35 protein-coding genes are annotated in these 25,394 nt (G+C 52.9%); 29 read left to right on the top strand and 6 right to left on the bottom strand.

Annotation, left to right across the window (positions count from 1 at the left end):
* The first annotated feature begins 97 nt into the window (after nt 1–97).
* The 14 genes from BM261_RS09935 (at nt 98) to BM261_RS09870 (ending at nt 12,876) form a co-directional block, all read left to right on the top strand.
* On the top strand, nt 98–718 hold the full coding sequence (locus BM261_RS09935) for an L-threonylcarbamoyladenylate synthase (protein WP_003774799.1): 621 nt from the start codon (nt 98–100) through the stop codon (nt 716–718).
* Nucleotides 719–752: 34 nt separating this feature from the next.
* Nucleotides 753–1,469, top strand: a complete 717-nt coding sequence (locus BM261_RS09930; protein WP_074897857.1) for a CPBP family intramembrane glutamic endopeptidase — start codon at nt 753–755, stop codon at nt 1,467–1,469.
* A gap of 58 nt (nt 1,470–1,527) precedes the next feature.
* Entirely contained in the window at nt 1,528–2,202 is a 675-nt protein-coding gene (locus tag BM261_RS09925; RefSeq protein ID WP_074897855.1) for a site-2 protease family protein, read from the top strand.
* 134 nt (nt 2,203–2,336) lie between these two features.
* A complete protein-coding gene (gene metG / locus BM261_RS09920; protein ID WP_074897853.1) occupies nt 2,337–4,397 on the top strand; it encodes a methionine--tRNA ligase in 2,061 nt (686 codons plus the stop codon).
* A gap of 217 nt (nt 4,398–4,614) precedes the next feature.
* Entirely contained in the window at nt 4,615–4,947 is a 333-nt protein-coding gene (locus BM261_RS09915; protein WP_074897851.1) for a zinc ribbon domain-containing protein YjdM, read from the top strand.
* Between the two features lie 56 nt (nt 4,948–5,003).
* Nucleotides 5,004–6,221: a poly-beta-1,6-N-acetyl-D-glucosamine synthase gene (pgaC, locus tag BM261_RS09910; protein WP_074897849.1), complete on the top strand. Its 1,218-nt coding sequence runs from the start codon at nt 5,004–5,006 to the stop codon at nt 6,219–6,221.
* Nucleotides 6,191–6,616: a hypothetical protein gene (locus tag BM261_RS09905; RefSeq protein WP_143095774.1), complete on the top strand. Its 426-nt coding sequence runs from the start codon at nt 6,191–6,193 to the stop codon at nt 6,614–6,616. The genes pgaC and BM261_RS09905 overlap by 31 nt, the downstream gene beginning before the upstream one ends.
* 116 nt (nt 6,617–6,732) lie before the next feature.
* Nucleotides 6,733–7,647: an energy transducer TonB gene (locus BM261_RS09900; protein ID WP_074897844.1), complete on the top strand. Its 915-nt coding sequence runs from the start codon at nt 6,733–6,735 to the stop codon at nt 7,645–7,647.
* A gap of 83 nt (nt 7,648–7,730) precedes the next feature.
* Nucleotides 7,731–8,399 carry a MotA/TolQ/ExbB proton channel family protein gene (locus BM261_RS09895; RefSeq protein WP_041961353.1) on the top strand — a complete coding sequence of 223 codons (669 nt, stop codon included), beginning with the start codon at nt 7,731–7,733 and terminating at the stop codon, nt 8,397–8,399.
* A gap of 3 nt (nt 8,400–8,402) precedes the next feature.
* Entirely contained in the window at nt 8,403–8,849 is a 447-nt protein-coding gene (locus tag BM261_RS09890) for an ExbD/TolR family protein (RefSeq protein WP_040666383.1), read from the top strand.
* A gap of 133 nt (nt 8,850–8,982) precedes the next feature.
* On the top strand, nt 8,983–10,275 hold the full coding sequence (hisD, locus tag BM261_RS09885; RefSeq protein WP_074897842.1) for a histidinol dehydrogenase: 1,293 nt from the start codon (nt 8,983–8,985) through the stop codon (nt 10,273–10,275).
* A 95-nt stretch (nt 10,276–10,370) separates the two neighbouring features.
* Nucleotides 10,371–11,129, top strand: a complete 759-nt coding sequence (locus BM261_RS09880) for a nucleotidyltransferase domain-containing protein (protein ID WP_074897840.1) — start codon at nt 10,371–10,373, stop codon at nt 11,127–11,129.
* Nucleotides 11,130–11,176: 47 nt separating this feature from the next.
* Nucleotides 11,177–11,623 (top strand): hypothetical protein, encoded by a 447-nt coding sequence (locus tag BM261_RS09875; protein WP_143095773.1) that lies wholly within the window; start codon nt 11,177–11,179, stop codon nt 11,621–11,623.
* Nucleotides 11,624–11,814: 191 nt separating this feature from the next.
* Nucleotides 11,815–12,876, top strand: coding sequence for a DNA polymerase beta superfamily protein (locus BM261_RS09870; protein WP_074897927.1), 1,062 nt, complete (start codon nt 11,815–11,817; stop codon nt 12,874–12,876).
* 376 nt (nt 12,877–13,252) lie between these two features.
* Here BM261_RS09870 and BM261_RS09860 read toward each other — a convergent pair whose 3' ends face one another.
* The 6 genes from BM261_RS09860 to BM261_RS09830 form a co-directional block, all read right to left on the bottom strand.
* The gene (locus tag BM261_RS09860; protein WP_074897834.1) at nt 13,253–14,023 is read right to left on the bottom strand and encodes a DNA adenine methylase; all 771 of its coding nucleotides are present in this window, start codon (nt 14,021–14,023) and stop codon (nt 13,253–13,255) included.
* A gap of 318 nt (nt 14,024–14,341) precedes the next feature.
* Nucleotides 14,342–14,647 carry a hypothetical protein gene (locus BM261_RS09850; protein ID WP_074897831.1) on the bottom strand — a complete coding sequence of 102 codons (306 nt, stop codon included), beginning with the start codon at nt 14,645–14,647 and terminating at the stop codon, nt 14,342–14,344.
* A gap of 9 nt (nt 14,648–14,656) precedes the next feature.
* On the bottom strand, nt 14,657–16,195 hold the full coding sequence (locus tag BM261_RS12945) for a tail fiber protein (RefSeq protein ID WP_074897829.1): 1,539 nt from the start codon (nt 16,193–16,195) through the stop codon (nt 14,657–14,659).
* Nucleotides 16,196–16,207: 12 nt separating this feature from the next.
* Nucleotides 16,208–16,537 (bottom strand): hypothetical protein, encoded by a 330-nt coding sequence (locus BM261_RS09840; RefSeq protein ID WP_240317913.1) that lies wholly within the window; start codon nt 16,535–16,537, stop codon nt 16,208–16,210.
* 50 nt (nt 16,538–16,587) lie between these two features.
* Nucleotides 16,588–16,881, bottom strand: a complete 294-nt coding sequence (locus BM261_RS09835) for a helix-turn-helix domain-containing protein (protein WP_074897827.1) — start codon at nt 16,879–16,881, stop codon at nt 16,588–16,590.
* 11 nt (nt 16,882–16,892) lie between these two features.
* The gene (locus BM261_RS09830) at nt 16,893–17,069 is read right to left on the bottom strand and encodes a DNA-binding protein (protein ID WP_074897824.1); all 177 of its coding nucleotides are present in this window, start codon (nt 17,067–17,069) and stop codon (nt 16,893–16,895) included.
* Nucleotides 17,070–17,186: 117 nt separating this feature from the next.
* On the opposite strand from BM261_RS09830, the gene BM261_RS09825 reads away from it, so the two are divergent.
* The 15 genes from BM261_RS09825 to BM261_RS09750 all read left to right on the top strand — a co-directional run.
* Nucleotides 17,187–17,555, top strand: a complete 369-nt coding sequence (locus BM261_RS09825; protein ID WP_074897822.1) for a helix-turn-helix domain-containing protein — start codon at nt 17,187–17,189, stop codon at nt 17,553–17,555.
* A 1-nt stretch (nt 17,556) separates the two neighbouring features.
* A complete protein-coding gene (locus BM261_RS09820; RefSeq protein WP_074897925.1) occupies nt 17,557–18,180 on the top strand; it encodes a hypothetical protein in 624 nt (207 codons plus the stop codon).
* Entirely contained in the window at nt 18,173–18,367 is a 195-nt protein-coding gene (locus BM261_RS09815) for a S24 family peptidase (RefSeq protein WP_074897820.1), read from the top strand. Before BM261_RS09820 ends, BM261_RS09815 begins: the two co-directional genes overlap by 8 nt.
* 36 nt (nt 18,368–18,403) lie before the next feature.
* Entirely contained in the window at nt 18,404–19,489 is a 1,086-nt protein-coding gene (locus BM261_RS09810) for an N-acetyltransferase (RefSeq protein ID WP_074897818.1), read from the top strand.
* Complete coding sequence (locus tag BM261_RS09805) at nt 19,467–19,838, top strand: ASCH domain-containing protein (protein WP_074897816.1); 372 nt, start codon at nt 19,467–19,469, stop codon at nt 19,836–19,838. Before BM261_RS09810 ends, BM261_RS09805 begins: the two co-directional genes overlap by 23 nt.
* An 84-nt stretch (nt 19,839–19,922) precedes the next feature.
* Nucleotides 19,923–20,426 carry a glycoside hydrolase family 108 protein gene (locus tag BM261_RS09800; protein ID WP_074897813.1) on the top strand — a complete coding sequence of 168 codons (504 nt, stop codon included), beginning with the start codon at nt 19,923–19,925 and terminating at the stop codon, nt 20,424–20,426.
* Between the two features lie 78 nt (nt 20,427–20,504).
* Complete coding sequence (locus BM261_RS09795; RefSeq protein ID WP_114910512.1) at nt 20,505–20,765, top strand: hypothetical protein; 261 nt, start codon at nt 20,505–20,507, stop codon at nt 20,763–20,765.
* On the top strand, nt 20,749–21,135 hold the full coding sequence (locus tag BM261_RS09790; RefSeq protein ID WP_074897809.1) for a hypothetical protein: 387 nt from the start codon (nt 20,749–20,751) through the stop codon (nt 21,133–21,135). Before BM261_RS09795 ends, BM261_RS09790 begins: the two co-directional genes overlap by 17 nt.
* A 19-nt stretch (nt 21,136–21,154) precedes the next feature.
* Complete coding sequence (locus tag BM261_RS09785; protein WP_172459032.1) at nt 21,155–21,334, top strand: hypothetical protein; 180 nt, start codon at nt 21,155–21,157, stop codon at nt 21,332–21,334.
* Entirely contained in the window at nt 21,327–21,536 is a 210-nt protein-coding gene (locus tag BM261_RS09780; RefSeq protein WP_074897807.1) for a TraR/DksA family transcriptional regulator, read from the top strand. The genes BM261_RS09785 and BM261_RS09780 overlap by 8 nt, the downstream gene beginning before the upstream one ends.
* Entirely contained in the window at nt 21,536–21,856 is a 321-nt protein-coding gene (locus BM261_RS09775) for a hypothetical protein (RefSeq protein WP_013448349.1), read from the top strand. Before BM261_RS09780 ends, BM261_RS09775 begins: the two co-directional genes overlap by 1 nt.
* Complete coding sequence (locus BM261_RS09770; RefSeq protein ID WP_049322364.1) at nt 21,853–22,170, top strand: hypothetical protein; 318 nt, start codon at nt 21,853–21,855, stop codon at nt 22,168–22,170. The genes BM261_RS09775 and BM261_RS09770 overlap by 4 nt, the downstream gene beginning before the upstream one ends.
* 2 nt (nt 22,171–22,172) lie before the next feature.
* Complete coding sequence (locus BM261_RS09765; RefSeq protein ID WP_074897805.1) at nt 22,173–22,712, top strand: DUF3486 family protein; 540 nt, start codon at nt 22,173–22,175, stop codon at nt 22,710–22,712.
* A gap of 123 nt (nt 22,713–22,835) precedes the next feature.
* On the top strand, nt 22,836–24,338 hold the full coding sequence (locus tag BM261_RS09760; protein ID WP_205277215.1) for a terminase large subunit domain-containing protein: 1,503 nt from the start codon (nt 22,836–22,838) through the stop codon (nt 24,336–24,338).
* 277 nt (nt 24,339–24,615) lie between these two features.
* The coding region (locus BM261_RS09750) for a phage head morphogenesis protein (RefSeq protein WP_074897921.1) at nt 24,616–25,394 on the top strand (779 nt) is incomplete at its 3' end.

Below are 25,394 nucleotides of genomic sequence, written 5' to 3'. Positions count from 1 at the left end.
TCCTTTTGTTGTAACGGCCGCTAGAGTATCATTTCACACTTTTTTCGGCTAGCAGGACGTCGTATTTGCGGCCACAGGCTTTAACAAGGAGTTCCCTATGGCACAGTTTTTCGCCATCCATCCCGACAATCCGCAGGAACGGTTAATCAAACAGGCGGCGGAAATCGTCCGCAACGGCGGCGTAATTGCCTACCCGACCGATTCCTGCTACGCGCTCGGCTGCCGTTTGGGCGATAAGGAAGCGATGGAGCGGATTTTGCGTATCCGCCAAATCGATTTGAAGCACCATCTGACGTTGATGTGCGCCGATTTGGGCGAACTGGGCACTTACGCCAAAGTGGACAACAGCCAGTTCCGCCAATTGAAAGCCGCCACCCCCGGCAGCTACACCTTTATCCTTCAGGCAACCAAAGAGGTGCCGAACCGCACGTTACATCCGAAGCGTAAAACCATAGGCCTGCGCGTCCCCGACAATAAAATCGCCCTCGCGCTGCTGAACGAATTGGGCGAACCGTTGTTAAGCTGCACGCTGATGCTGCCGGAAGACGGCGAGCCGTTGTCCGACCCTTACGAAATCCGCGACCGTTTGGAGCATTCGGTGGACTTGGTGATAGACGGCGGCTGGTGCGGCATGGAACCGACCACGGTGGTGGACATGACCGACGGCACGGTATTGGTGCGCGAAGGCAGGGGCGACAAAGCCGTTTTCGGCCTTTGAGGCCGTCTGAAAGCACGAACGGCAAACAAAACTAATGAACAAAACAAACCAATCCGTCTTATTCGTCTGCTATTTGTTTTGGATAAACCTGCTGCCGATGCTGATTGCGTCCTTTTCCATCACAAACAAGCAGGCCGGGAGCATCAGCCCGAACTCAGCCCTCTATCAACCGCCCGTTTTCGCCGCAGCCGCCTGCATCATACTGCTGCCGCTGTATTGGAGCTACCGCTCCGGCAGGCATACCCATACCTACTTCGCCAACCGCAACCTTATCCCCATGCGGAAGAAGGTCGTTTGGTCGGCAACCTACCTCGGCCTTTTATTCTTAATCGGCACTTACGGCCATCCGGTTTTGGAATGGATGTTCGGCATCCCGCCGCAGGAATTGGAAAACCAACGGGCGATTATCGAATGGGTGCGCAGCCTGCCCTCCATACTGGTTTTGGCCGATGTGGTATTGGTCGCGCCATTGGCGGAGGAGTGGTTGTTTCGCGGTATCCTGCTCAATATTTTCGGCGACACGTTGCAAACCTTCGCCGGACGCTTTACCGCCGCAGCCCTTTCCGCGCTGATTTTCGGTTTTATGCACTCGTTTTACGACTGGCCGGCATTGGCGATATACGGCGCAATGGGGGCGGTTTTATGCACCGTATACCTCCACCTGCGCGACATCCGTTGGAGCATCGCCGTCCATATGGCCAACAACGCGGTGGCGATTTCATCCATTTATTACGGATTAAATTTGAATTAGGATAACGAAATATTTTCAGACGGCCTTACCGTGCCCTCCCAAACCGAAAGAACCTTACATGCAATTTGATTTAGCCACCTTCCTCCTGGCCGTCGCCCCCCTGCTGCTGGCCATTACCCTTCACGAAGCCGCCCACGCCTACGCCGCCCGCTATTGGGGCGACAATACGGCGGAAAAACTGGGCAGGCTGACGCTCAACCCCTTGGCGCATATCGACTTGATCGGCACCATCCTCGTCCCTGCGGCCCTGCTGCTGATGCAGTCCCCCTTCCTGTTCGGCTGGGCCAAACCCGTCCCCGTCATCAGCCGCAACCTCCGCAACACCAGAATCGCTTGGCGCACCATCGCAGTTGCCGGCCCCTTGGCCAACCTTGCCATGGCCTTCGGCTGGGCATTGCTGTTGGGCCTGTTCGGCCTCGTCGTCCCCGAATCCTTCCAAGAACCCCTCTACGGCATGACCCAATACGGCATCTCCATCAACATCGTACTGTTCACCCTCAACATGCTGCCCATCCTTCCTTTGGACGGCGGCCGCTTTATCGACAGCTTCCTGCCTGCGAAATGGTCGGTGCAATACCAAAAAATCGAACCCTACGGCACCTGGATCATTTTCTTCCTGCTGATGACCAGGCTTCTGTATCCGATTATGGAACCCGTCATCTCCCTGCTGGAAAAAGCCGCCGCCGTCGTTTACATGACCGTCGGCAGCCTGGTAGCCATCGTGCTCCACTGATGCCTCACCATACCAATCAGGCCGTCTGAAAACATACTCCGGCCGGAAAAACGTTTTCAGACGGCCTCACTTGACCCGCCGCTCTTTGTGGCATAATACCCCCTTATTTTCACATGATTTAACCGATAACCGACATGACCAAACCACGCAAAATCCTCGTTACCTCCGCCCTGCCCTATGCCAACGGCAGCATCCACCTCGGCCACATGGTCGAACACATCCAAACCGACGTTTGGGTACGCTTCCAAAAACTGCGCGGCCACGAGTGCCACTACTGCTGTGCCGACGACACCCACGGCACGCCTGTAATGCTTGCCGCGCAAAAACAAGGCATCGCGCCCGAAGACATGATTGCCAAAGTGCGCGAAGAGCATCTCGCCGACTTCACCGGTTTTTTCATCGGCTACGACAATTATTACAGCACCCATTCCCCTGAAAACAAACAGTTTTCCGAACAAATTTACCGCGCGCTGAAAGCCAACGGCAAGATTGAGAGCCGCGTCATCGAGCAGCTTTTCGACCCCGAAAAACAAATGTTCCTGCCCGACCGCTTCGTCAAAGGCGAATGCCCCAAATGCCACGCCCAAGACCAATACGGCGACAACTGCGAAGTCTGCGGCACGACCTATTCCCCGACCGAACTGATTAATCCGTATTCCGCCGTTTCCGGTGCCAAACCCGAATTGCGCGAATCCGAACACTTCTTCTTCAAACTCGGCGAATGCTCCGACTTCCTCAAAGCATGGACTTCCGGCAACAACCCACACGACGGCAAGCCCTATCTGCAACCCGAAGCCCTCAACAAAATGAAAGAATGGCTGGGCGAAGGCGAAGAAACCACCCTGTCCGACTGGGACATCTCCCGCGACGCGCCGTATTTCGGTTTCGAAATCCCCGACGCGCCGGGCAAATACTTCTACGTCTGGCTGGACGCACCCGTCGGTTACATGGCCTCGTTTAAAAACCTGTGCGACCGCATCGGCGTCGATTTTGACGAATACTTCAAAGCCGACAGCCAAACCGAGATGTACCACTTCATCGGCAAAGACATCCTCTATTTCCACGCCCTGTTCTGGCCCGCTATGCTGCATTTCTCCGGCCACCGCGCCCCGACCGGCGTGTACGCACACGGCTTTTTGACCGTGGACGGACAAAAAATGTCCAAATCGCGCGGCACCTTCATCACCGCCAAATCCTATCTGGAACAAGGCCTGAACCCCGAGTGGATGCGCTACTACATCGCCGCCAAACTCAACAGCAAAATCGAAGACATCGATTTGAACCTGCAAGACTTTATCTCGCGCGTCAACAGCGACCTCGTCGGCAAATACGTCAACATCGCCGCCCGCGCGTCAGGCTTCATCGCCAAACGCTTTGAAGGTCGTCTGAAAGACGTTTCAGGCAGCGCATTGCTGGCAAAACTCGCCGCCGAAAGTGAGACCATCGCCGAGCAATACGAAAACCGCGAATACGCCCGCGCCCTGCGCGACATCATGGCATTGGCAGACGCCGTGAACGAATACGTCGATGCCAACAAGCCGTGGGAACTCGCCAAACAAGAAGGTCAAGACGAACGCCTGCACGAAGTATGCAGCGAACTCATCAACGCCTTCACCATGCTGACCGCCTACCTCGCCCCCGTGTTGCCGCAAACTGCCGCCAACGCAGCGCGTTTCCTCAATCTGGACGCGATTACTTGGGCGAACACGCGCGAAACCCTAGGCGAACACGCCATCAACAAATACGAACATTTAATGCAACGAGTGGAGCAAAAACAAGTGGACGATTTAATCGAAGCCAACAAACAAAGCATTGCCGCCGCAGCCGCGCCTGTTGAAGACAGCAAATACGAAAAAGTCGCCGAACAAGCGAGCTTCGACGATTTCATGAAAATCGACATGCGCGTCGCCAAAGTATTGAACTGCGAAGCCGTCGAAGGCAGCACCAAACTCTTAAAATTCGACCTTGATTTCGGTTTTGAAAAACGCATCATCTTCTCCGGCATCGCCGCGTCTTATCCCAACCCCGCCGAGTTGAACGGCCGCATGGTCATCGCCGTCGCCAACTTCGCCCCGCGCAAAATGGCAAAATTCGGCGTATCCGAAGGCATGATCCTCTCCGCCGCCACCGCCGAGGGCAAACTGAAGCTCTTGGATGTCGATGCGGGCGCACAGCCCGGGGATAAAGTGGGCTAAAACTGAAAAAAGCCGTCTGAAACATCTATAACCGATGTTCAGATGGCTTTTTTACATCTTATCAAACTATGGCATACCGGATAATTACACCTTCATTCATATTTTCAGACGGCCTCTAGCTACCCCGAAAAAACCAAAGGCCGGCCATTCGGCCTTTCCGGCAAACCACCTGTATAATCCCGTCTTCATTTATCAAAAAACAATCAGGAAACAAACCATGTCATTACCCCCCTGCCCGCAATGCCAGTCGGAATACACCTACGAAGACGGCGGACAATATGTCTGCCCCGAATGCGCCCACGAATGGAACGAAACCGAAACACCGGCCGCCGATGAAGGCTTGAATGTCAAAGATGCCAATGGCGCGGTTTTGCAAGACGGCGACACAGTGGTACTGATTAAAGACCTGAAAGTCAAAGGCAGTTCGATGGTCATCAAACAAGGCACCAAAGTCAAAGGCATACGCCTGCAGGAGGGCGACCACAACATCGGCTGCAAAATCGACGGCAGCGCAATGAATCTGAAATCCGAATTCGTCAAAAAAGCCTAAAACCATTTTCAGACGGCCTGACGGCCGTCTGAAAACACGTTTCGCCCATCCGACCTATGCAATGGTATGACTATTTCGGCCTCTTCGTGCTGCTTTACCCCGGCATCATGGCTGCTTATTGGACCATCTCCGCACTGCTGTATTTCCTGATCTGGGAAAACCGCGATGCCGACGACACATGCACAAACACTCCACCCGTCAGCGTCCTCATCCCCTGCTTCAACGAAGCCCGCAACCTGCAAACCTCCATCCCGCACCTGCTCAATCTCGACTATCCGGATTACGAACTGATTTTTATCGACGACGGCAGCACGGACGACACACTACCGCTCATCCGCAGTTGGGCGCAACAGCACGACCGCATCCGCGTCCTTCATCAGGCCAACGGCGGCAAAGCTTCGGCACTCAACCACGGCCTGCGCCATGCCCAAGGAAAATATATCGTCTGCATTGACGGCGATTCCGTCCTCGACTACGGCGCATTGTCATACTTCGTACAAAGTATGGAAACGGACCCCAATCTCGGCGGGCTGACCGGCAATCCGCGCGTACGCAACCGCAGCACCCTGCTCGGCAAACTGCAAGTGGCCGAATTCAGCTCGATCATCGGTCTGATCAAACGCTCCCAAAGTATCTCCGGCATGTTGTTCACACTCTCCGGCGTCATCCTCTGCCTGCACCGCGACATCCTGCTGGAGTTGGGCGGCTGGAGTGAAAACATGATTACCGAAGACATAGACATCACCTGGAAAGCGCAAACCGCAGGTTACAGCGTCGGCTACGAACCCCGCGCCCTTTGCTGGGTATTGATGCCCGAAACCCTGCTCGGCCTCTACCGGCAACGGCTGCGCTGGGCGCAGGGCGGTGCGGAAACCGTCCTCAAATATTTCCGTCAGATGCTCAGAATGCAAAACCTCCGCCTGTGGCCGTTGTATCTGGAATACCTCATTACCCTGTTTTGGGCCTTTGCCCTGCTCATTATGGTACCCTTCGGACTGTGGCAGGGCATCAATGACGGCTCATTCAATCCGCTCACCGTAGAAGTGCCGACCGTCATTACTTTCTGCCTGTTCCTGCTGCAATTTTCCGTCAGCATGATAATCGACAGCCGCTACGAAACCGGGCTGTACCTCTACTTTTTCCACTGCATCTGGTACCCCTATGCCTTCTGGCTGCTGAACGGACTCACCCTGCTGCAGGGTTTCCCCCGCGCCGTTTTCCGTGATAAAAACCGTGCAGCCACATGGATCAGCCCCGACAGGGGATTACAATAACAGGCCGTCTGAAAAATCAAACTGCCGAAACCGACCACCCGAGAACCAGCCGCATGACCAGCCGCCGATCACGCGATTTGGGGCAACTAATGATCATCACACGCCCCCGCTACCGCAGCCGCCGCATCCTCATCCGCCATTTCGTCCTGACCACGCTGACCTGGCTGATGTGGCTGGCCATGATTTACTTCATCTTCCGCGACTACCGCCAAATCTTCTCCCGCCCCGTTCTTGACGGGCAAACCCTGCCCCAACTGGCCAAAACCGTCCTGCTCATCATCCTGCTGCAATTCAACCTCCTGCTGTCATGGTCGCTCATTACCGGCAGCGCGATGCGCAAACGCATGCGCCGCCAACGCAAAAACAACAAACAAAACACCGTCAAGGCCGTCTGAAAACACCTATTTTTCAACACCCAAAAGCCTAATTAACAAATAAACGGCATAAACAGGGGTAAATCATAAAAAAACTGCTTGAAATCAGGAATAATTTTTATTAGTATACCGCCCCTATGAAAAACGATCGCCTACTTACCTTTTCCATATTGGGATTTGTTACCCTGATGCACGTTGCATTATTTGCACTGCTGATGTTTTTAAATCCCCTTTCCTTACCACCGACAATCCAAGACATGGAATTTGTCGATTTGGGCGGGCTTGGTCTGCCCGGTGGCGGCGGAGGCGGCGAACCCGAAGCCGCTCCTGCGCCCGAGCTGAAACAGCAGCAGGCACAGCCCGAACCGCCCAAACCGGTCGAGCCGCCCAAGCCGGAAAAAATCAAGCCCAAACCCGTAGTCAAAGAAGCGGAAAAACCAAAAATCAAACCCGTAATTACCCAAACGGAAAAAGCCGATATCCGCATAGCCAAAGAAGAACCGAAACCCGAGCCAAAACCGGAACCTAAGCCGGAACCCAAACCGCTTCCTCCGGCCCAAACCGCGCCGCCTCCTCCAAAACAGCCGGCATACACCGCCCCCGGGGGAACAGGTACTGGTGAAGGCAAGGGAACAGATCCCAAAGCACACGGCAAACCCGGCAGCACGGGCAGCGGCGGCGGATCAGGCGGCGGCAAAGGTTCGGGAGAAGGCACGGGTACAGGCCCGGGCAGCGGTTCCGGTAGCGGTGGCGGTCATGGAGACGGCGGCGGTGCAGGAAGCAGCGCAGGCAATGCCATTGTAAAAGCCGGCGGCAACCTCGGCGTACCTGCCTACCCGCTCCAATCTATCGACGACGGGGAAGAAGGCACGGTAGTCATGGATTTGCTTGTTGATCCGAGCGGACAGGTAACCGAAGTCAAAGTAACCAAAAGCAGCGGCTATTCCCGCCTCGACAGGGCGGCACAGAAAGGTGCCCGCGCCGGTCATTACAATACAGGCGGCAAATGGGTGCGCTTCAAGGGTGCAAGAATCACTTTCAAGCTTCCTTAAAAGTGCAACATACCGTTCAGGCCGTCTGAAACGGCCTAAAACAGAAATTTTTAATCAACCATAAACGAAAGAAAGCAGCAAACATGGATTTATTACACGTTTTCAAACAAGGCGACCCCGTCCTCATCGCCGCCTTCCTCATCCTCGTCATCATGAGCCTGGCCACTTGGACGGTGATGATTGTCCGCACCATCAAACTCCGCAGGGCCAAAAAAGCCAACGCCCGTGTCAAAGACCGGATTTGGGGCGCGAAATCTTGGGAAGATGCCATCCGCATTGCCCGCGAAAACGAAGATGCACCAATGAGCAATATGTTATTGGACGCAGTCAAAGCAGACGAATTCTTCCATCGAAACCAAGATACCGATTTGGCTTCCGGCGTACCCTTCAGCCAATATCTGCTGCATCAGATCCATCACAACCAAGGACAGATTATGCGCGGCTTCGAAGGCGGCCTGACCGCACTGGCCTCCATCGGTTCCAGTGCGCCGTTTATCGGCCTGTTCGGCACGGTATGGGGCATCTATCACGCCTTAGTCAATATCGGACAAAGCGGCCAGGTCAGCATCGCCGCCGTTGCCGGCCCGATCGGCGAAGCACTGGTTGCCACGGCATTCGGCCTGTTCGCCGCCATTCCCGCCGTTTTGAGCTACAATTTCTTAGTGCGCGGCAACAAAACCCTGCAACAAGATTTGCATGCTTTCGGCCACGACCTGCACGTTCAAATATTGAACAAAAAAGACAAGGAGTAAACCATGTCCTTCTCCATGCACGACGGCGGCGAAGACTCGCCCGTAAGTGACATCAACGTAACACCGCTGGTAGATGTGATGCTGGTTTTACTGATCGTATTCATGATTACCATGCCCGTACTGACCCACTCCATCCAAATCAGCCTGCCGACCGCCGCAGAAACCGTGAAGGGCGAAGAAGAGCAGAAACCGAAAGAACCGATGTGGCTGTCTGTGGACGACAAGGGGCAATACTTCATCGACCGGGGTACGACCCCTACACCGAAAGAGCAGCTGGCGGCAGCATTTTCCGCCGCCGTCACCAAAAACCCGGATGTAATCCTGGCTGTGGATGCCTCCAAAGACGTTGATTACGGCACCGTCATCCAAGCCATCGACATTGCCAAGGAAGCCAAAATCAAAAAAATCGGCTTCAACACCGAAGTCAAAAATACCAACGGCGGACAATAAACCGCCTAACCTCAGGCCGTCTGAAAACCATTTTTCAGACGGCCTCATTCATTTTCTGCACATATTCCCTTAACCGTCTTCGCACAAAAGCGTAAAATCAGTCCGCAACCCCATCAACCACGCCACTGACGCCATGAAAAAACTGACCACCCAATCCCCCTCTTTCCAAGCCGAACTCAAAGCCCTGCTGGCTTTTGAGACCGCGCAGAATCCCGAAATCGACCGCATCGTCGCCGACATCTGCGCCGACGTGCAAAAACGCGGCGATGTGGCGCTCATCGAATACACCAACCGCTTCGACGGCACGTCCGCCCAAACCATAACCGACCTGATTCTGACACAAGACGATTTGCAGGCAGCGTTCGAGCGTTTGCAGCCCGAAATTCAAACCGCCTTGAAAACCGCCGCCGCACGGGTCGAAAGCTACCACCAACGCCAAAAAATGGAATCGTGGACGTATGAAGACGAAGACGGCACGCTGTTGGGGCAACAGATTACACCGCTTGACCGCGTCGGCATTTACGTTCCCGGCGGCAAAGCGGCGTATCCGAGTTCCGTCATCATGAACGCCATGCCCGCCCATGTCGCAGGCGTGAAAGAAATCATCATGGTCGTCCCCACGCCCAAAGGCGAACGCAACGACATCGTACTTGCTGCCGCCTTCGTCGCGGGCGTCACCAAAGTCTTCACCGTCGGCGGCGCACAGGCGGTTGCCGCCCTCGCCTACGGCACCGAGTCCGTACCGCAGGTCGATAAAATCACCGGCCCGGGCAACGCCTTCGTCGCCGCCGCCAAACGCCGCGTGTTCGGCGTCGTCGGCATCGACATGGTGGCGGGACCGTCTGAAATCCTCGTCATCGCCGACGGCACCACGCCCGCCGACTGGGTGGCGATGGATTTGTTCAGCCAAGCCGAACACGACGAAATCGCCCAAGCCATCCTCATCGGCACGTCGCAACCCTACCTCGACGAAGTCCAAGCCGCCATGAACCGCCTCATCGAAACCATGCCCCGCCGCGACATCATCGAAGCCTCGCTCGGCAACAGGGGCGCAATGATACTCGCCAAAGACTTGGACGAAGCCTGCGAAATCGCCAACTACATTTCCCCCGAACACTTGGAATTGTCGGTAGAAAACCCGCAGGAATGGGCGAAAAAAATCCGCCACGCCGGCGCGATTTTCATGGGACGCTACACCAGCGAAAGCCTCGGCGACTACTGCGCCGGCCCCAACCACGTCCTGCCCACCAGCCGCACCGCCCGCTTCTCCTCGCCGCTGGGCACTTACGACTTCCAAAAACGCTCCAGCCTGATCCAAGTCTCCGAACAAGGCGCGCAGAAACTGGGTAAAATCGCCAGCGTGTTGGCACACGGCGAAAGCCTGACCGCCCACGCGCGCGCTGCGGAATTCAGATTGAAAGACTGATGCGGTCGAACCCGCCCGCCATCCATCAAAAAGCAAAGGTCGTCTGAAAACCTGTTTTTTAGGATTTTCAGACGACCTCTATTAAAAGAAACACCATGAAACAAACGATTCAAGAAAAACTCACCCACATCGCCCATACCGAGCCGCTGCATTTCCTGCTGGCGGTAGAGAGCGGCAGCCGCGCATGGGGCTTTGCCTCGCCCGACAGCGATTACGACGTGCGCGCCATTTATATCCGTCCGCAGCCATATTATCTGCAAATCGACGAAGCGAAAGACACGTTTGAATTTATCGAAAACCAATGGTTTGACGTGGGCGGCTGGGACATCCGCAAGGCGTTGCGTTTGCTGCGGAAAAGCAATGCCACGCTGCTCGAATGGCTGCGTTCGCCGATTGTTTATAAGCAGGACGATGATTTCATAGGTCGTCTGGACGCGCTTGCGCCGCAATACGTCCAAGCCGCCGCGCTGCTGCACCATTACCGCGGCGTCGCGGGCAACGCTTTGAGAAACATGGATTTGGCGCACCCTGTCAAACTGAAAAAATGGTTTTACATCCTGCGTCCGCTGCTCGCAGCACGGTGGGCAGTGAAACAAGGCGGCATCCCACCAATGACGCTGGTTGAGCTGATGAGCGAATGGCAAACGGACTGCGCCACCCAAATCACCGATTTAGTGGCAATCAAGGCAGAACAGGATGAAAGTTACCTGCATACACTATCGCCCGAATTGCAATGCCTGACCGTTGATTTATATAACGAAGTTTCCGAATTATCCGCCCCCGCCGCCCAAACCGCCGACAGCGCGCCGCTGAATGAATTGTTCCGCGAAACTTTGGCGGCGGTTTATCCGTAAAACAAAAGCAGCCTGCAATTTCTCCCTTTTTTGTTTTGAAAAAAACCATGAACATCAAAATATTACTAATTTCCGCATTATTCCTGTCCGGCACCGCCTTCGCCGCCCCCACTAACCAAGACACCTTGTTTTATTGCCGATTCGGCAACGGCAAACAAGTCCGCATCCAACAGCACGGCGACAAAATCCGCTATCGCTTCGGCAAAAGCCTTGCCCGCCCCGAATTGGCGTTCGAGCAGCCGACAAACCGAGTTTACCAAGTCTATTCGACACCACTTTGGGACAACAACCAACGCGGCGAAGTCATCGAAATCCATCTGCGCAACGGCGATGCGTCCTATATAGCCAGCAAAATCAGCGCTATCGGTAAACCCGAATACATCTTATACGCCAAAAATGCAGATACAACACACATCATGACCTGCAAAGAACGCGGCGCATTCGTCAATTTGAATATGGCGTTAGGTTTGCCCGACCTACCCGATACCTATTGAATAATTGCCGAAACCATTTAGGCAGGGGCAGCGGGCAGGTATGGCCGGCACGTTTTCAGGCAGCCATTTCCCTTTTTCCGGCCGTCTGAAAAACAGCAAGTCGGATTACCAAATCCGACATGCACCAAAAGCAGCCTGAAAGTGCAGGATGCTTTTCAATGCCCAACCACCTCACAAAAGGTCGTCTGAAAATGCTTACCATCGAAGATTTGCACACACAAAACCTGCTTCTGCTCGAAGCCGTTTCCGGCAGCCGCGCCTACGGTTTGGCGACGCCCGAATCCGATACCGACATCAAAGGCGTGTTTTACCTGCCCAAATCGATGTTTTACGGCATGGAATACATCCCGCAAATCAGCAACGAAACCAACGACATCGTGTATTACGAACTGGGGCGGTTTATCGAGCTTTTGCTGCAAAGCAACCCGAACACGCTGGAACTGCTCGCCTCGCCGCCCGACTGCGTGCGCTACCGTTCGCCGCTGATGGACGCGTTCAAAACCGAATGGTTTGTGTCCAAAGCCTGCCGCCAAAGTTTCGCGGGATACGCCTACGGACAAATCAAAAAAGCACGCGGGCTGAACAAGAAAATCAGCAATCCGATGTCGTCTGAAAAGAAAAGCGTACTTGATTTCTGCCACATCGTAGAAGGCGCGCAAACCGTGCCGCTGCGACACTGGCTTTCGCAACGCGGAATGGAGCAGCGGCGCGTCGGTTTGGTCAAAATCGCCCACGCCCGCGAACTCTACGCCCTGTTTTACGACCCCGACGGCACGCGCGGCTACCACGGCATCGCGCTCAAACCCGAAGCCACCAACCTCTCCCTCAGCTCCGTTCCCGAAGGCGAAACCCCACTTGCCTACCTCTCCTTCAACCAAGACGGATACAGCAGCTACTGCCGCGAATACGCGTCTTACCAGCAATGGCTGGCAGAGCGCAACGAAGCGCGCTACCGAGGCACGCAGGCACACGGACAGGGCTACGACGCCAAAAACATGATGCACACCTTCCGCCTGCTCGAAACCGCCCTAGACATCGCCCGCCACGGCGAAATCCGCCCGCGCCGCCCCAACCGCGACGAACTGCTCGCCATCAAACGCGGCGAATCCTCCTACGAAGCACTGCTGGAAAAAGCGGAACGGCTGATGGCGGAAGTGGAAACGGCGTTTGAGGCTGCCGACCTGCCCGAAACAGTAAATGCCGCTTCGGCGTTGGCAGCTTTGGTTTCAGTCAGGGAAAGCATTTATGGCTAGATGGCGAAAGGTTATCTGAAAATAGACGCACCCATCAAAGAGGATGATAAGATTTATTTGATCATAAGGAACAATGCTAAAAAGAAAACCTATTTCCTGTTATCGCAAGAAATTATGCCTAACAACATAGCATATACGGATAGCTTGAGTAGTTTTGCCGCGTTGAATATCAGTGGATTTCATCATCACCGGATAAATCATAGTAAGCAATTTGCCAACCAACAAACCATATTAACGGTACTGAAAACTTTTAAAATCTGAAGCGGCCTGCGAAAAACTGCGCTGATTCTTGAGAAAATCCGTTTTGTTTTTTGTTGCACTATCTGCAATCTTTTTTCACTTTTTTATAAAAGCGACGTTGCCGTCGCTTTTTTATTTACCAATTGCATATGGCCAGCTCGCCGCTTGTCTTGCCGGTTTTGCTCCTGCCGATGGAATAGGCCAGTTCAAACTGGGCAATGCGGAAGTCTTTGAACAAGTTCCTGATGTCCGGATGGTCGTTAATGGACAACATGATTTTTCCTTTACTCTCACTCATTACTTTGGCCAGCAGTTGATACTGCGCCCAATCAAAAGCACGGTCGTAGCCTGCAGTCTGCCAATACGGTGGATCGGCGTAGAAGAAGGTGTGCTCGCGGTCGTATCGCTTGAAACAACGCTCCCACTGCTCATTCTCGATAAATACCCCGCTTAGGCGGTTTCGCGCCGCTGTTAGCTTTGCTCTGATTTGAGAGGCATCCCATGCTTTTGAGGTGGTGGTCGTACCAAAATGTTGATGAACAGTCTTTCCGCCAAAGGCGGTGTGCTGCAAGTAAAAGAAACGGGCGGCTCGCTGGATGTCGGTCATGCTCTCCGGGGGAACGGATTGCAGCCGGGCAAAAACTTCTCGGCTGGTCAATATCCAATCAAACTGCCGGACAAATTCGTCGAAATGGTGTTGTACTACGCGGTAAAGGTTAATGAGTTGACCGTCGATGTCGTTGAGGACTTCGCACTTGGCTGGTTGCGGCCGTAAGAAAAACAGTGCTGCTCCTCCTGCGAACAGCTCGACATAGCAGGAGTGCTCGGGGAACATGGGGATAAGGTGTTTTGCCAGTCTGCGTTTGCCGCCCATCCAAGGCACCAAGGGTTGGGGTTTTTGTGTCATTTTGTCTCCTGAATATCGAAGGTAAAACGGCACTCTCGGTGCTCTGAATGGTTATCTGGTTTGGGGGTGTTGCGGGTTGTCAAAGAACAGATGGTATTTACGGCTTTGCAGCGCGGGCATCTGATTTCGAATTTTCCTGTGCCTATGGCCAATAGTTTGTTACAGTTTTTGCAACGGTGTTTCATTTTTTGCAGCTCCTTGTATCAGCGGTGGTAAAATCCGCCTCCCCTGCAGGGGACGGTAAAAAAGGCTGATGCAGGCTATCGCTGCTGAGGCTGGCGCGGAGCACGGTGAGGACAACACCGCCGCGCAGCCGTTTTATCGTTTGTTGATTCCGCCCTGCCATACGTCGGCAGGGCTTTTGTTTTTGTATAAGCATCGGTTGACGGCGGCGGCGTATGCGCCCCGGCAATGGTTTTTTTGCCACCAAAACAGCTTATTGATGATCCAAACCACGCGCCGCCAGCGTGTATCGCCGCCCAACACGCCCAGCCGGTAGGCGCGGACGGACAGGGTTTCAGACGGCCGGCCGCCCAAGACGGCGTTAACCAGTTGGTCGGCGGCAATGCCGACGGATTTGGCGTAGGCTGCCACTTCCTTCAGACGGCCTGTTGATTTATCCATACTGCCTCCTTAGATTTTAATGCAGGCCAACAGCGCGATATTGCGCGGGCGGTTTTCGGCGGCGGTGGGGACGACGCGGGAGGCGTCGAAGTCAAATGCTGCCGGGTTGTTTCTGCCGTCTTGGGTATCGCTGGTCCATGCCTTCCACCGCCGCTGGCTGATAGCCAGTGCGCCCGTGGCGGTAGCCTCGTCAAAGAGTTGATGTCCGCCGTTGCCGCCTGTGTCGATCGAACCCGTGATGTTGCGGATGGCGTCGCCTTGCGCCGACCCAAATGCGCGTCCCGGGTCTATGGCGCGCCCGTCGTCCCAGCCGCGCACAAACTCACCGCGCAGGTCGGGCAGGTTGAAGGTGGTGCGGCCGTCGCCTACGCCGAACGTCGTGCCGATGGCCGCAAACAGGGCGGGATACTGTGTGCGCGAAACTGCCGAACCGTCGGCCTTCAGCCAGCCTGTGGGTGCGGACTGCATGGCAAAGTGCATCACCGCACCTGATGGCACGGACGATTCGACAGCAGCAGTCAGCTCTGCGGGCGATACGGTGATTTTCGCCCACGCTGTCCAGTTGCCGCTGTAGTCCTTGCCGCGCCGCCATATCTCATCGGCATCAAACGGGATATAAATCTGATGCGAGGCGATGTCGGTATCACTGTTATACGCAGACGGCATACTCAACAGGCTGCCTGCCTTTTTCGTAGGGTAATTGCGCTCCGCTGTGGCATTGACGTTTAGTCTTTGCCCGTAGATGCCGGGGAAAGTGATGCTGTTGAGGTCTTCGTCGGTCAGCCTTTTGGCATCTGCCTTGACTGCAGCTGTTGCCGCTGCTTTTGCCATTACCCAGCTTTGGTAGGCTACAGTTTCACCATCCGTACCAATGGCATGAAAGCGCAGTGCTTTTATCTTTTTCCCAGGCTCCTCGAATTTGAAGTTGAAACGGATACTGTCAGCCACGTTTTCGGCGGCAGTTGGATTGGTTTCCAATATCCAATTACCCCGTCCGGACGGCATGATAATTTTATTCCACGTGTTCGCTCGACCGACGGTCAATGTGCCGTCGGTAATGGTTTGGTCGCCGCTGTTGCCCAGCTTTTCATCGGCCAGTTTTTTGCCCATCGCGGCCGACAAGGCATCATCCGTCGCCGTGCCGGTCAGCGTATTGGCCACTCTGACTATGCCGCGCGCGGTAGATGAGGCTCGGGGCAATTTGTGGCTGTGGGTATCGCTGACGGCCACGCTCTCGCTGGTTTCGGTCAGGTCGGCAGGCTGCCCCAGGGAGATGGTGCGGTTGGCCGCCAGCGTGCCGCCGCCCGTCAGGCCTGCACCTGCGGTGATTTGGCCGGTTTTTAAGGCGTAAGCCTGCGCCGCCTCGGTTTTATTTGCGCCAATCTGGGCAACGGCTTTGGCCAGTTCGGTTTTTAGCCACAGGGTACGGTTGGCCAGTTCGCGCGGTGCGCGGTTGTCGATGCCGTTGGGGCCGCCCATCACGGGGTCGGAGGTTTCCAACTGGTAGATGCCCGCTTCCCAGCGGTTGGTTTCGGTTAAATTTGCCATCTGTCAGTTCCTTTATGCGGTTCCTCTGTTGAATTTGCCGTCGCGCAAGGCGCGGCCGTTGTGCCTTAAGGCGGCATGTTGGTAATCGAGTGCGGCTAAAACGCAGCGTGCCGGTGCAAATGCACTCAGGGTGTGCCGCAGCAGATCGGCCTGGTCATTGGTGATGGCATGAGGCATCGTGATGCGGTAGTGCGCCCAGCGGTCGCTGTGGCCGTAGGCATGTCGGCCGTTGCGGACGATTTCGCCGTTATGCCGTTTGTTGCCATAGCCTTCGGTAATTTCGACTTCTCCGAATTCGGCAGACGAAACATCAACCGTGTGCCCTAAAATTTCTGTTCCCATGTTTTTTCCTTTTCTGTCGTTTCAAAATGGACGCTGGCGTCCATTTTGGATTACCAGACATTGCTGGTGCGGTCGTGTATCTCTTTCAGCTTCGCCGTCAGCCTTTCCTGCTGCTGCCGGAAGCGTTCCGCAATTTGCAGCGTCCGCACGCTGTAGGCATAGTTGCCGTTGTCCAGCCGTACCACCAGTCCGGCCGCCATCAGGTCTTCCAAATCCCGGCTCGCCGAAGCGGGTGGAATGCCCAGGCCGTCTGAAAGCTCCTTATTGCTGATACCGACTATTGGATGTGCATCCATCGCCAAAAACACCCGCAACAACCGTTGCGCCTTTTTACTCGTCGCCATCCGCATCCTCCTTATTTCAGTCCCAGCTTCTTGGCAATTTCATGCCCCTTGCCGTAATTGCCTTTGCGCTGTCCGCCGACCACCAGATACACATCGCGTGGCTTAAAGCCGTTCTCTCTTGCCCACTGCGCCAGCGTCTGGCCGTTTTTAGCAAAATTTTCTTTTAATTTTTCAATAGTTATAGCCATAGATAGCCCTTTCCCATTGTGATAAAATAGTGAACTGTTTATGCACTAGTAATTGATTAGTGCATTACTGATGCGTGAATTATGAGATTTTAAAATCTCTTTTGCAAGGATTATTTTGTGATTTCTAAATCTCTTTTTGGTAATCGTTTGAAAGAAAAAAGAAAGTTTTTAGGGTTAACCCAAGCGCAAGCTGCTGAAAAAGCAGGTATTGAGCGTGAAACATGGGGTAAATACGAACGTGGCGTATTTATGCCTAGTGGAGACGTATTGCTCTCTTTTTTGAATATGGGAATAGATGTGAGCAGTCTGTTTGCTGCAGAACAGGAAATTAGGCCGTCTGAAAATTCTGAAATTAGTAAGGAAGAGTCAGAGTTATTAGGGTATTACCGCCAAGCCAGCGATAACGGTAAATTTGTCATTCTCAGTGTGGCAAAAGGTGCAGAGAAAAAAGCCCAAACTGCGCTTGGTAAAGTGAGTAATGGATAAAATGGATCAATTCGAATTGTGCCAAAAAGAACATATCAATCCATTTGCCTTGTCAAAGCAATATCTACTGGTTGTAACATTCGTCAAATCCAACAGTAAAAATTTTCAAGCAGCATTACTTTGGGCAAGAAGTGCCAAAATATTTGAGAATCTTGAGATTGAAAAAGAAACCATCTATTGCTGCGCTTTCGATAAAACAGCAGAACAGGCTGGGATGGCTGGGGTATTTTTGAATTATATTGAAAATTGGAATGGCAAACAGATTTACATCAATGGCCGAATCCATAGTGGCAGTATTTATGATTTGTTAGGGGTTTTAGACTGCTATCAAAAATCACAGTCTTGTCCCAACCCTAAAAGCCACTGTTGCTTTGTTTCAGACGACATTTTTCTATGGCATGGATCAAGACCAACTTTTGAAATCAGTCTTGATCTAGCCGGAAAGAAAAAAGAAACATCCTCTGCAAAGAAATTTGTGATGCCTTGTATTAATTTCCGTCACCATAGGATTGAAAAAGAAACCTACTTAGGAAATTGGAATGAACAAATTGCCGCATTGGCAGTAAAACAAAATATAGATTGGTGTCCAAGTTTTGATATTGAGAATTTTAGACAGTATGAATAATTACTATCTATATAGGAATTGCAGCAGCGATGTGTTATGGGTCAAACGTATCCAACGCCAAATTGACGGCAGCCTGCTCTTGATTTCCGACAACGCAACCTATCCGCCTATGCCCTTGGCACTGGCGGAACACCCCGATATTCAAATCATCGGGCAGGTAGTGCAGGTATCAAAAGACCTGAACTAAAACCAGAATAGCTGTAATAGAAACAGGAAGAGAAAGATGGAAAACTTACAATACAAACGTTTTGCTGATGTAAATCTGGACGACCCTTTTTTCGATTCTTTGAAATCATCTTATTGTGAATTTTCAGATTGGTTTCGAAGAAAAGCAGGAGAATATGCTTATGTGTTTTATGGCGACCGTGGTCTGATTGATGGTTTTCTATATTTGAAAGCAGAACCCCAAGTTATTGATGATTGTATTCCGGTATTATCCACCAACTTCAGTAGTGGCTGGTTGAAAGTAGGGACGTTCAAAATCAATGCTCACGGAACTAAACTTGGGGAGCGGTTTATAAAAAAAATCTTCGACTATGCGATTACATACAGGTTCAATGATATTTATGTTACTGTTTTTTCTGAACATGCCTCTTTAATTGCATTATTTGAACGATATGGTTTTTGGAGAGAGGCGGAAAAGGTAACGGCCAATGGAACGGAACTGGTTTTAACTCGACGCTTTAATCTGATATATAACGGTGTGGAAAATACCAATAAAAACTATCCTCTTGTGAATTTTAGGGGGGATACTACTTATCAACCTCAGATTTATTTACTGTCAATCTACCCTGAATGGCACACACGATTACTTCCGGATTCAATACTAAGAACCGAAGATACTTCTATTATTCAAGACGTTTCGCCAACAAACAGTATCCATAAAGTGTATTTAACTAATATGGGTGGAATTGAAAAATTAAAACGTGGAGATGTCTTATTTATCTACCGAACTACTGATGAACCGGGAAGGGCTTATTATCGTGCCTTGATAAGTTCGGTATGTGTCGTTGAAGAATATCGACACATTAATTCGTTTGATAGCTATGCTGAATTTGAGAAATACTGTGCCCCTTATAGCGTTTTCTCTCAAGAAGAGTTACAACGATTTTGGCAGGTAAGAAAGTATCCGCATATATTGAGATTCTCGTATAATATTGCCTTACCCAAGCGAATCATAAGAAAAGATTTACTTGAGCAGGTTGGTTTAAGTAAAGGTGAATATTTTGGTTTTATGCCACTTACCCACCTGCAGGCATATCATATTTTGAGATTAGGTCAAGTCAATGAAAGTTTTGTTATCTATTAAACCCGAGTATGCCGAAAAAATTCTTAGTGGCGAGAAAAAATTTGAATTTCGTCGGGTTTTACCCAAAAACAAAGCAGTTAAAAAAGTAGTGATATATGCCACTTTACCTATAGGAAAAGTAGTTGGTGAGTTTGAAATTGCAGAATTAATATCAGAGTCTCCTATCCATTTATGGGAAAGAACGGCAGAGTTTTCCGGCATCAGTGCCGATTTCTTTGAAGCTTATTTTGAAGGTAAAGACATTGCACATGCCATTAAAGTAGGCAAAGTAAAGAAATATAATCGACAAAAAGATTTGGCAGATATTTTGCCAAACGGTATCGCACCTCAATCCTTTTGTTACATTTAAGTTTTAACTCGCATTAAAAGCCCCCTCAGACGGCCTTTCCTACAATCCCTGTATTGATTTCCAACTCAATACAGGGATTTTCCCATGTCAGACAAATTCACCCAATTCATCGAACGCGTCCTCTCCCACGAGGGCGGTTACGTCAACCACCCTCAAGACCCCGGCGGCGAAACCAACTGGGGCATCACCAAGCGTACCGCAATGGCAAACGGCTTTAACGGCTCCATGCGCGCCATGACGCGCGAGCAGGCCATCGGTATTTACCGCAAGGCATTTTGGGAGCGTTACCACGCCGACCAAATGCCCGAAGCGGTCGCTTTCCAATTCTTCGATGCCTGCATCAACCACGGCTACGGCAATGCCGCCCGTATGCTGCAACGCGCCGCAGGCGTGCCGGACGACGGCGTTATCGGCGAAATCAGTCTCAAAGCCATCAATTCACTTCCTGAAAATGACCTCCTGCTCCGTTTCAACGCCGAGCGTCTGGTCTTCTATACCAAGCTCGGCACGTTCACGTCTTTCGGCAAGGGTTGGGTACGCCGTGTGGCGCAAAACCTGATTCACGCAGCAGCGGACAATACCGATTAAATTTCAGGCCGTCTGAAAAACGATTGCCTAACCCAAAAGGTGTTTTTCAGCCGGCCGACCCATACGACGGAAATAAAAATGAGATTCTTCAAATGGCTTTCCGGCTTGGTCTCCAATCCGGCCACGGGAAATATCAGCCACACCAAACTCTGGGCCAATGTTGCCGCCGGCACGATGACCTTCAAATTTATGCAGACAGCCGATGCCCCCGAATGGCTTTGGTGGGCATACGGCGCAATGGTCGGCGGTTATGCCCTGATTAAGCGCGGCCTGTCAGTCATTCCGCAAGTAGCGGAAATCGAGCGGCGCGAAGGAGGCGGAAATGTGGACGGTGATTAAGGCATGGCCGGCCGCATTGCTCGCCGCCGTATTACTGGGCGGCACATATGGTGCAGGCTACGTCCGTGCCAAACATACCTGCACGGCGGAGACGACGCAGATGCAGCTGACCCATACGGCGCAACGTTTGGCTGCCGAGCAGGAATACGGCGTGAAGCTGGCTGCAGCGGCGGCTGAAAAGCAACATTGGTATGACTTATCGCAACGACAAAGCAAAGAGTTGGCCGAGGCACAGGCCGAATTGGAGAAATCCCGCAACACCTTACAGGAGCAAACCCGTGCAGCAGTGGATAAAGACGGCAGCAGCTTTAACGGTATCGGCCCTAACAGCCTGCACCTCTACAAACGCGCCTTCGGATACACCGATTAAAACCGTGGAGGCGGCTGTTTTGCCGCCCGTATCTTCCGGGCTGCTGGTCAAATACGAACGCCCCGAGCGTCCGACCGGCGGCTCACCCGAACAACTTTTAAACCACGTTATCCGCTATGGCGAATACTGCCAAAAGCTGGAAGTGCAAATCTCCGGCTGGCAGGCGTGGTATTCGAAAGGCCGTCTGAAAGATGACTGATTTTGCCGACCAAGCCGCCGAATACGAAGCCGTCTTTTTGAGCGAGGCTTTATCCAAACATCAAACCAAACCTCAACATTCCGTCAGCCTGAGCCACTGTGAAGATTGCGGCAGCCCGATACCTGAAGCCAGGCAAAAAGCCGTCCAAGGCTGTACGCGCTGTGTGTTGTGTCAAGAATATTACGAGAGGGGTTATCCCTAATGGAAAAAACGTTTATCCACATCGAGTTTTGGCAGTTGGTCGGATTTCTTCTCTCCTTCCTCGGCATCTGTTTTACCTTCGGCAAAATGCTGCTGGCGCAATTCCGCGAGCAGCAGGACGAACGCCAAAAACAGCAGGAACGCCTGCAAGGCAAAGTCGAAATCATGGAAAACAAACTGGCGGAATTCAACGCCGGCCTGCCCCTGACCTATGTTTTGCGGGAAGACTACATCCGCAATCAGGTCGTACTCGAAGCCAAGCTCGACAACGTCGCCGAGAAACTCACCGAAATATACAAAATGGAAAGCGTAAAGAAATGATTAGCCAAGAATTGATTGCCAAACAACGCCGTGAAGGGATGCGTTGGAACATCATCAACACCCTTAATAAAGCCCGCCCGCACACTACCAGCGAAACCTTCCTGTTGGACATTATGAACGCGATTTACCCGCAAACCACCGCACTGGAGCTACGCCAACAACTTGATTATCTGGCTGACCGCAAAATGGTAGACCTCAATAAAGCCCCGCACGGCCTGTGGTTTGCCGACTTGACCAGTTTAGGTGTCGATATTGCCGAATATACGGTGGAGTGCCGTGCCGGTATTGCACGGCCTGAGAAAGTATGGAGCTAGGCATGGCGCAACGCAGCAGCATTGAAAAACTCCCCGAAGCCGTCCGACATGAATTTGAACGGAAGCTGGTAGAAAACGGTTTTTCAGACTACCAAGCCATTGTCGAATGGCTGCAAGACCAAGGCTATGAAATCAGCCGCTCAGCCGCCCACCGCTACGGCCAAAAAGTGCAACGTCGTTTTACTGCCATCAAATCCAGCACCGAAGCCGCGCGACTGATTGCCGAAGGCGCAGCCGATGAAGGTGATACCCGCTCCGAAGCATTGGTTGCAATGGTGCAGTCCGAATTATTTGAAGCCATGTTGGAAATTGGTGAAATGGAAGACTTATCGGCTGTAGACAGGTTTAGCATGGTTGCGAAAGCGGCCAAAAATATCGCTACTCTAACATCAGCCAGCACTCGCCTGAAAGAGTATCAGGCCAAGGTCAAAGCCAAAGTGGCCGCTGCTGCCGATGATGTAGCCAAACAGGCTAGAAAAGGTGGTTTGTCCGACGAAGCGGCCGAAGCCATCCGTAAACAGATCTTGGGGATTGCGTCATGATTACCTGTATCAGACTTAAAAACAAACTTCCTCCCAGTCGTGGCAGACGCCATCCTTTGAGTAGGAATATCAAAATTTCCCAATCAACATGCCGAATGATTAGAAAGCAAATTCTAGGTATCGATGATGTCGCCTGAAAATAAAATCGAAGACCGCACCCCGATGGCGCTGCTGCCTTATCAGCAGCGCTGGTGCGCCGATACTTCGCCGGTCAAGCTGTGCGAAAAATCACGCCGTATCGGTTTGAGCTGGGGAGAAGCTGCCGATACCGCCTTGCTGGCCGCATCCGCTAAAGGCATGGACGCATGGTACATCGGCTATAACAAAGACATGGCCATCGAATTCATCCGCGACTGTGCCAACTGGGCGAAATTCTACGGTTTGGCGGCGGGAGAAATCGAAGAGACCGAGGAGGTGTTCGTCGAGGGTGACGACAAAAAATCCGTCCTCGCCTTCGTCATCCGTTTTGCCTCCGGCTGGCGTGTTACCGCCCTGTCCAGCCGCCCCTCAAACCTTCGCGGTAAGCAGGGGCGCGTCATCATTGACGAGGCGGCGTTCCATGAGCAGCTCGGCGAGCTGCTCAAAGCGGCAATGGCATTGCTGATGTGGGGCGGGCAAGTACACATCATCTCTACCCATGACGGTGTGGACAATCCGTTCAACGAGCTGATTACCGACATTCGTGCGGGCAAAAAGCCGTACTCCATCCACCGCATTACTTTCGACGAGGCCGTTTCAGACGGCCTCTACCGCCGCATCTGCCTGCGTTTGGGTAAAGAGTGGACGAAAGAGGGAGAGGAGGCATGGTGCAAAGAGATTCGTGATTTCTACGGCGACGACGCATCCGAAGAGTTGGACTGCATCCCTAAAAACGGCGGCGGCAAATGGCTCAACCGAGCCTTGATTGAGAGCCGTATGAGTTCTTATACGCCGGTTATCAGATACGACCAAAGCGATGAGTTCGGCCTCTTGCCCGAGCCGCGCCGCGCCGCCGAAGTAGCGGACTGGATAGCCGACACCCTGCAACCGCTGCTCGACGGTTTAGATAAAACCTGGGTTTCCTTTGTGGGCGAAGACTTTGCCCGCAGCGGCGACCGTACCGTCATCGTCCCTTTATTGCAGCAGACTAATTTAAGCCTTAAGCCGCCGTTCGTGTTGGAGTTGGGCAATATGCCGTTTGCCCAACAAGAGCAAATCATGGCACACCTGTTGCACGGCTTACCCAATCTGCGCGGAGCGGCATTGGATGCACGCGGCAACGGCCAGTCAATCGCTGAAGCCATGCGCGACGAATTTGGTGCGGAGGTATGCGAGTCGGTCATGCTCTCGGAAAACTGGTACCGCACCCATACCGCGCCATTCAAAGCCGCCCTCGAAGACGGCACGTTGGACGCAATCCCCAAAGACGAAGACATCCTGACTGACCTGCGCGCCTTCGAGCTGGTCAGAGGCGTGCCGCGCATCCCCGACGTACGTACTAAAGGTCAAGACGGCAAAAAACGCCACGGCGACGCGGCGATTGCCTTTGTCCTTGCCTATTACGCCAGCCGCGAGCTGAATACCGGACCAATACGCGTAGCCAGCCGCCGAATCCGCCGAAAAAGCGCATTAACCAAAGGTTATTAAGGTATTTAAAGAGTACATATCATGCCCAAACCCCACCTCAAACTCAAAACCAGTCAAGGCATCATGACCTTCAAGCCGCAGGATTTATCTGCCCATCTCGCCGTTTCCCGCCAGTTTTTCAGCGGTTTTAACGGCTGGCTGCCTAATCCCGACCCCGTTTTGCGCAAAATGGGCAGGCAAATTTCCGTTTACCGCGAGCTGATGCGCGACCCGTTGGTCGGCTCGCTGGTGCGCCGCCGAAAAGCCGCTGTCGCCCGCCTCGAATGGCGGCTTCGGCATGAAACCCGAAGCTGCCGTCGCCTATCTCAAGCAAAAAGGCATTGCCGTATCTTGGGACTGGCAGGATATGTTGGACGACGCGCACGCCACTGCCTTTACGGTGGCCAAAACCGCCAAAATGGATGTGCTCTCCGACATCTATTCCGCCGTCGTCGATGCCGCCGAACAAGGCCGGACGCTGGAAGAGTTCGACCGCGAACTCGCCCCCGTCTTACAACGTAAAGGCTGGTGGGGCAGGCAGGAAGTTAAAAATCCCGAAGGCGAAACCCAAAGCGTACAGCTCGGCAGTCCGCACCGCCTGAAAACCATCTATCTGACCAATATGCAGTCGGCCTACATGGCAGGTCGCTACGCCGAAATGATGGATTCCATCGACACACACCCTTATTGGCAGTACGTTGCCATCAACGACAGCCGCACCCGCGAAACCCACCGTATGTTACATGGTCGCGTCTATGCAGCCGATGACCCCGTGTGGAATACTTTGTACCCTCCTTTGGACTACCGCTGTCGCTGCCGTGTCAAACCCCTGTCTCGCAGTATGGGAGAAAGCCGTGTCCAACCCAGACCGACTCTTGAGTCCATCACTGTCGATATAGGTGCGAACCCTTATACCGGAGAGGCACGCTATGCCCGGCGCACCGGCATCCGCGTGAATAATAAATTCATCGCCCCAAACGCAGGCTTCAATGCCAACCAAGGCAAATCCATGCTGTCCCGCATGGCGCAAATCGCCGTGGAAAAGGCGCAGGCAACCCATCCGGATATCGCCCGGAT

This window comes from Neisseria elongata subsp. elongata (assembly GCF_900113545.1).
GTDB classification, from domain to species: Bacteria; Pseudomonadota; Gammaproteobacteria; order Burkholderiales; family Neisseriaceae; genus Neisseria; species Neisseria elongata.
Note: the sequence above shows the minus strand (reverse complement) of the source record. Positions and strands in the feature narration are given on the sequence as shown.

Excerpts from the sequence above, each read along its gene's own strand:
- BM261_RS09810 (WP_074897818.1), top strand. The coding sequence starts at position 18,404 with ATGGAAAACTTACAATACAAACGTTTTGCTGATGTAAATCTGGACGAC.
- BM261_RS09935 (WP_003774799.1), top strand. The coding sequence starts at position 98 with ATGGCACAGTTTTTCGCCATCCATCCCGACAATCCGCAGGAACGGTTA.
- BM261_RS09830 (WP_074897824.1), bottom strand. The coding sequence starts at position 17,069 with ATGGCTATAACTATTGAAAAATTAAAAGAAAATTTTGCTAAAAACGGC.
- BM261_RS09780 (WP_074897807.1), top strand. The coding sequence starts at position 21,327 with ATGACTGATTTTGCCGACCAAGCCGCCGAATACGAAGCCGTCTTTTTG.
- BM261_RS09820 (WP_074897925.1), top strand. The coding sequence starts at position 17,557 with ATGGATCAATTCGAATTGTGCCAAAAAGAACATATCAATCCATTTGCC.
- BM261_RS09775 (WP_013448349.1), top strand. The coding sequence starts at position 21,536 with ATGGAAAAAACGTTTATCCACATCGAGTTTTGGCAGTTGGTCGGATTT.
- BM261_RS09770 (WP_049322364.1), top strand. The coding sequence starts at position 21,853 with ATGATTAGCCAAGAATTGATTGCCAAACAACGCCGTGAAGGGATGCGT.
- BM261_RS09790 (WP_074897809.1), top strand. The coding sequence starts at position 20,749 with ATGTGGACGGTGATTAAGGCATGGCCGGCCGCATTGCTCGCCGCCGTA.
- BM261_RS09925 (WP_074897855.1), top strand. The coding sequence starts at position 1,528 with ATGCAATTTGATTTAGCCACCTTCCTCCTGGCCGTCGCCCCCCTGCTG.
- BM261_RS09905 (WP_143095774.1), top strand. The coding sequence starts at position 6,191 with ATGGATCAGCCCCGACAGGGGATTACAATAACAGGCCGTCTGAAAAAT.
- BM261_RS09895 (WP_041961353.1), top strand. The coding sequence starts at position 7,731 with ATGGATTTATTACACGTTTTCAAACAAGGCGACCCCGTCCTCATCGCC.
- BM261_RS09795 (WP_114910512.1), top strand. The coding sequence starts at position 20,505 with ATGAGATTCTTCAAATGGCTTTCCGGCTTGGTCTCCAATCCGGCCACG.
- BM261_RS12945 (WP_074897829.1), bottom strand. The coding sequence starts at position 16,195 with ATGGCAAATTTAACCGAAACCAACCGCTGGGAAGCGGGCATCTACCAG.
- BM261_RS09860 (WP_074897834.1), bottom strand. The coding sequence starts at position 14,023 with ATGACACAAAAACCCCAACCCTTGGTGCCTTGGATGGGCGGCAAACGC.
- BM261_RS09850 (WP_074897831.1), bottom strand. The coding sequence starts at position 14,647 with ATGGATAAATCAACAGGCCGTCTGAAGGAAGTGGCAGCCTACGCCAAA.
- metG (WP_074897853.1), top strand. The coding sequence starts at position 2,337 with ATGACCAAACCACGCAAAATCCTCGTTACCTCCGCCCTGCCCTATGCC.
- hisD (WP_074897842.1), top strand. The coding sequence starts at position 8,983 with ATGAAAAAACTGACCACCCAATCCCCCTCTTTCCAAGCCGAACTCAAA.
- BM261_RS09760 (WP_205277215.1), top strand. The coding sequence starts at position 22,836 with ATGATGTCGCCTGAAAATAAAATCGAAGACCGCACCCCGATGGCGCTG.
- BM261_RS09875 (WP_143095773.1), top strand. The coding sequence starts at position 11,177 with ATGAACATCAAAATATTACTAATTTCCGCATTATTCCTGTCCGGCACC.
- BM261_RS09915 (WP_074897851.1), top strand. The coding sequence starts at position 4,615 with ATGTCATTACCCCCCTGCCCGCAATGCCAGTCGGAATACACCTACGAA.
- BM261_RS09840 (WP_240317913.1), bottom strand. The coding sequence starts at position 16,537 with ATGGGAACAGAAATTTTAGGGCACACGGTTGATGTTTCGTCTGCCGAA.
- BM261_RS09835 (WP_074897827.1), bottom strand. The coding sequence starts at position 16,881 with ATGGCGACGAGTAAAAAGGCGCAACGGTTGTTGCGGGTGTTTTTGGCG.
- BM261_RS09930 (WP_074897857.1), top strand. The coding sequence starts at position 753 with ATGAACAAAACAAACCAATCCGTCTTATTCGTCTGCTATTTGTTTTGG.
- BM261_RS09765 (WP_074897805.1), top strand. The coding sequence starts at position 22,173 with ATGGCGCAACGCAGCAGCATTGAAAAACTCCCCGAAGCCGTCCGACAT.
- BM261_RS09815 (WP_074897820.1), top strand. The coding sequence starts at position 18,173 with ATGAATAATTACTATCTATATAGGAATTGCAGCAGCGATGTGTTATGG.
- BM261_RS09805 (WP_074897816.1), top strand. The coding sequence starts at position 19,467 with ATGAAAGTTTTGTTATCTATTAAACCCGAGTATGCCGAAAAAATTCTT.
- BM261_RS09890 (WP_040666383.1), top strand. The coding sequence starts at position 8,403 with ATGTCCTTCTCCATGCACGACGGCGGCGAAGACTCGCCCGTAAGTGAC.
- BM261_RS09900 (WP_074897844.1), top strand. The coding sequence starts at position 6,733 with ATGAAAAACGATCGCCTACTTACCTTTTCCATATTGGGATTTGTTACC.
- BM261_RS09880 (WP_074897840.1), top strand. The coding sequence starts at position 10,371 with ATGAAACAAACGATTCAAGAAAAACTCACCCACATCGCCCATACCGAG.
- BM261_RS09800 (WP_074897813.1), top strand. The coding sequence starts at position 19,923 with ATGTCAGACAAATTCACCCAATTCATCGAACGCGTCCTCTCCCACGAG.
- BM261_RS09870 (WP_074897927.1), top strand. The coding sequence starts at position 11,815 with ATGCTTACCATCGAAGATTTGCACACACAAAACCTGCTTCTGCTCGAA.
- pgaC (WP_074897849.1), top strand. The coding sequence starts at position 5,004 with ATGCAATGGTATGACTATTTCGGCCTCTTCGTGCTGCTTTACCCCGGC.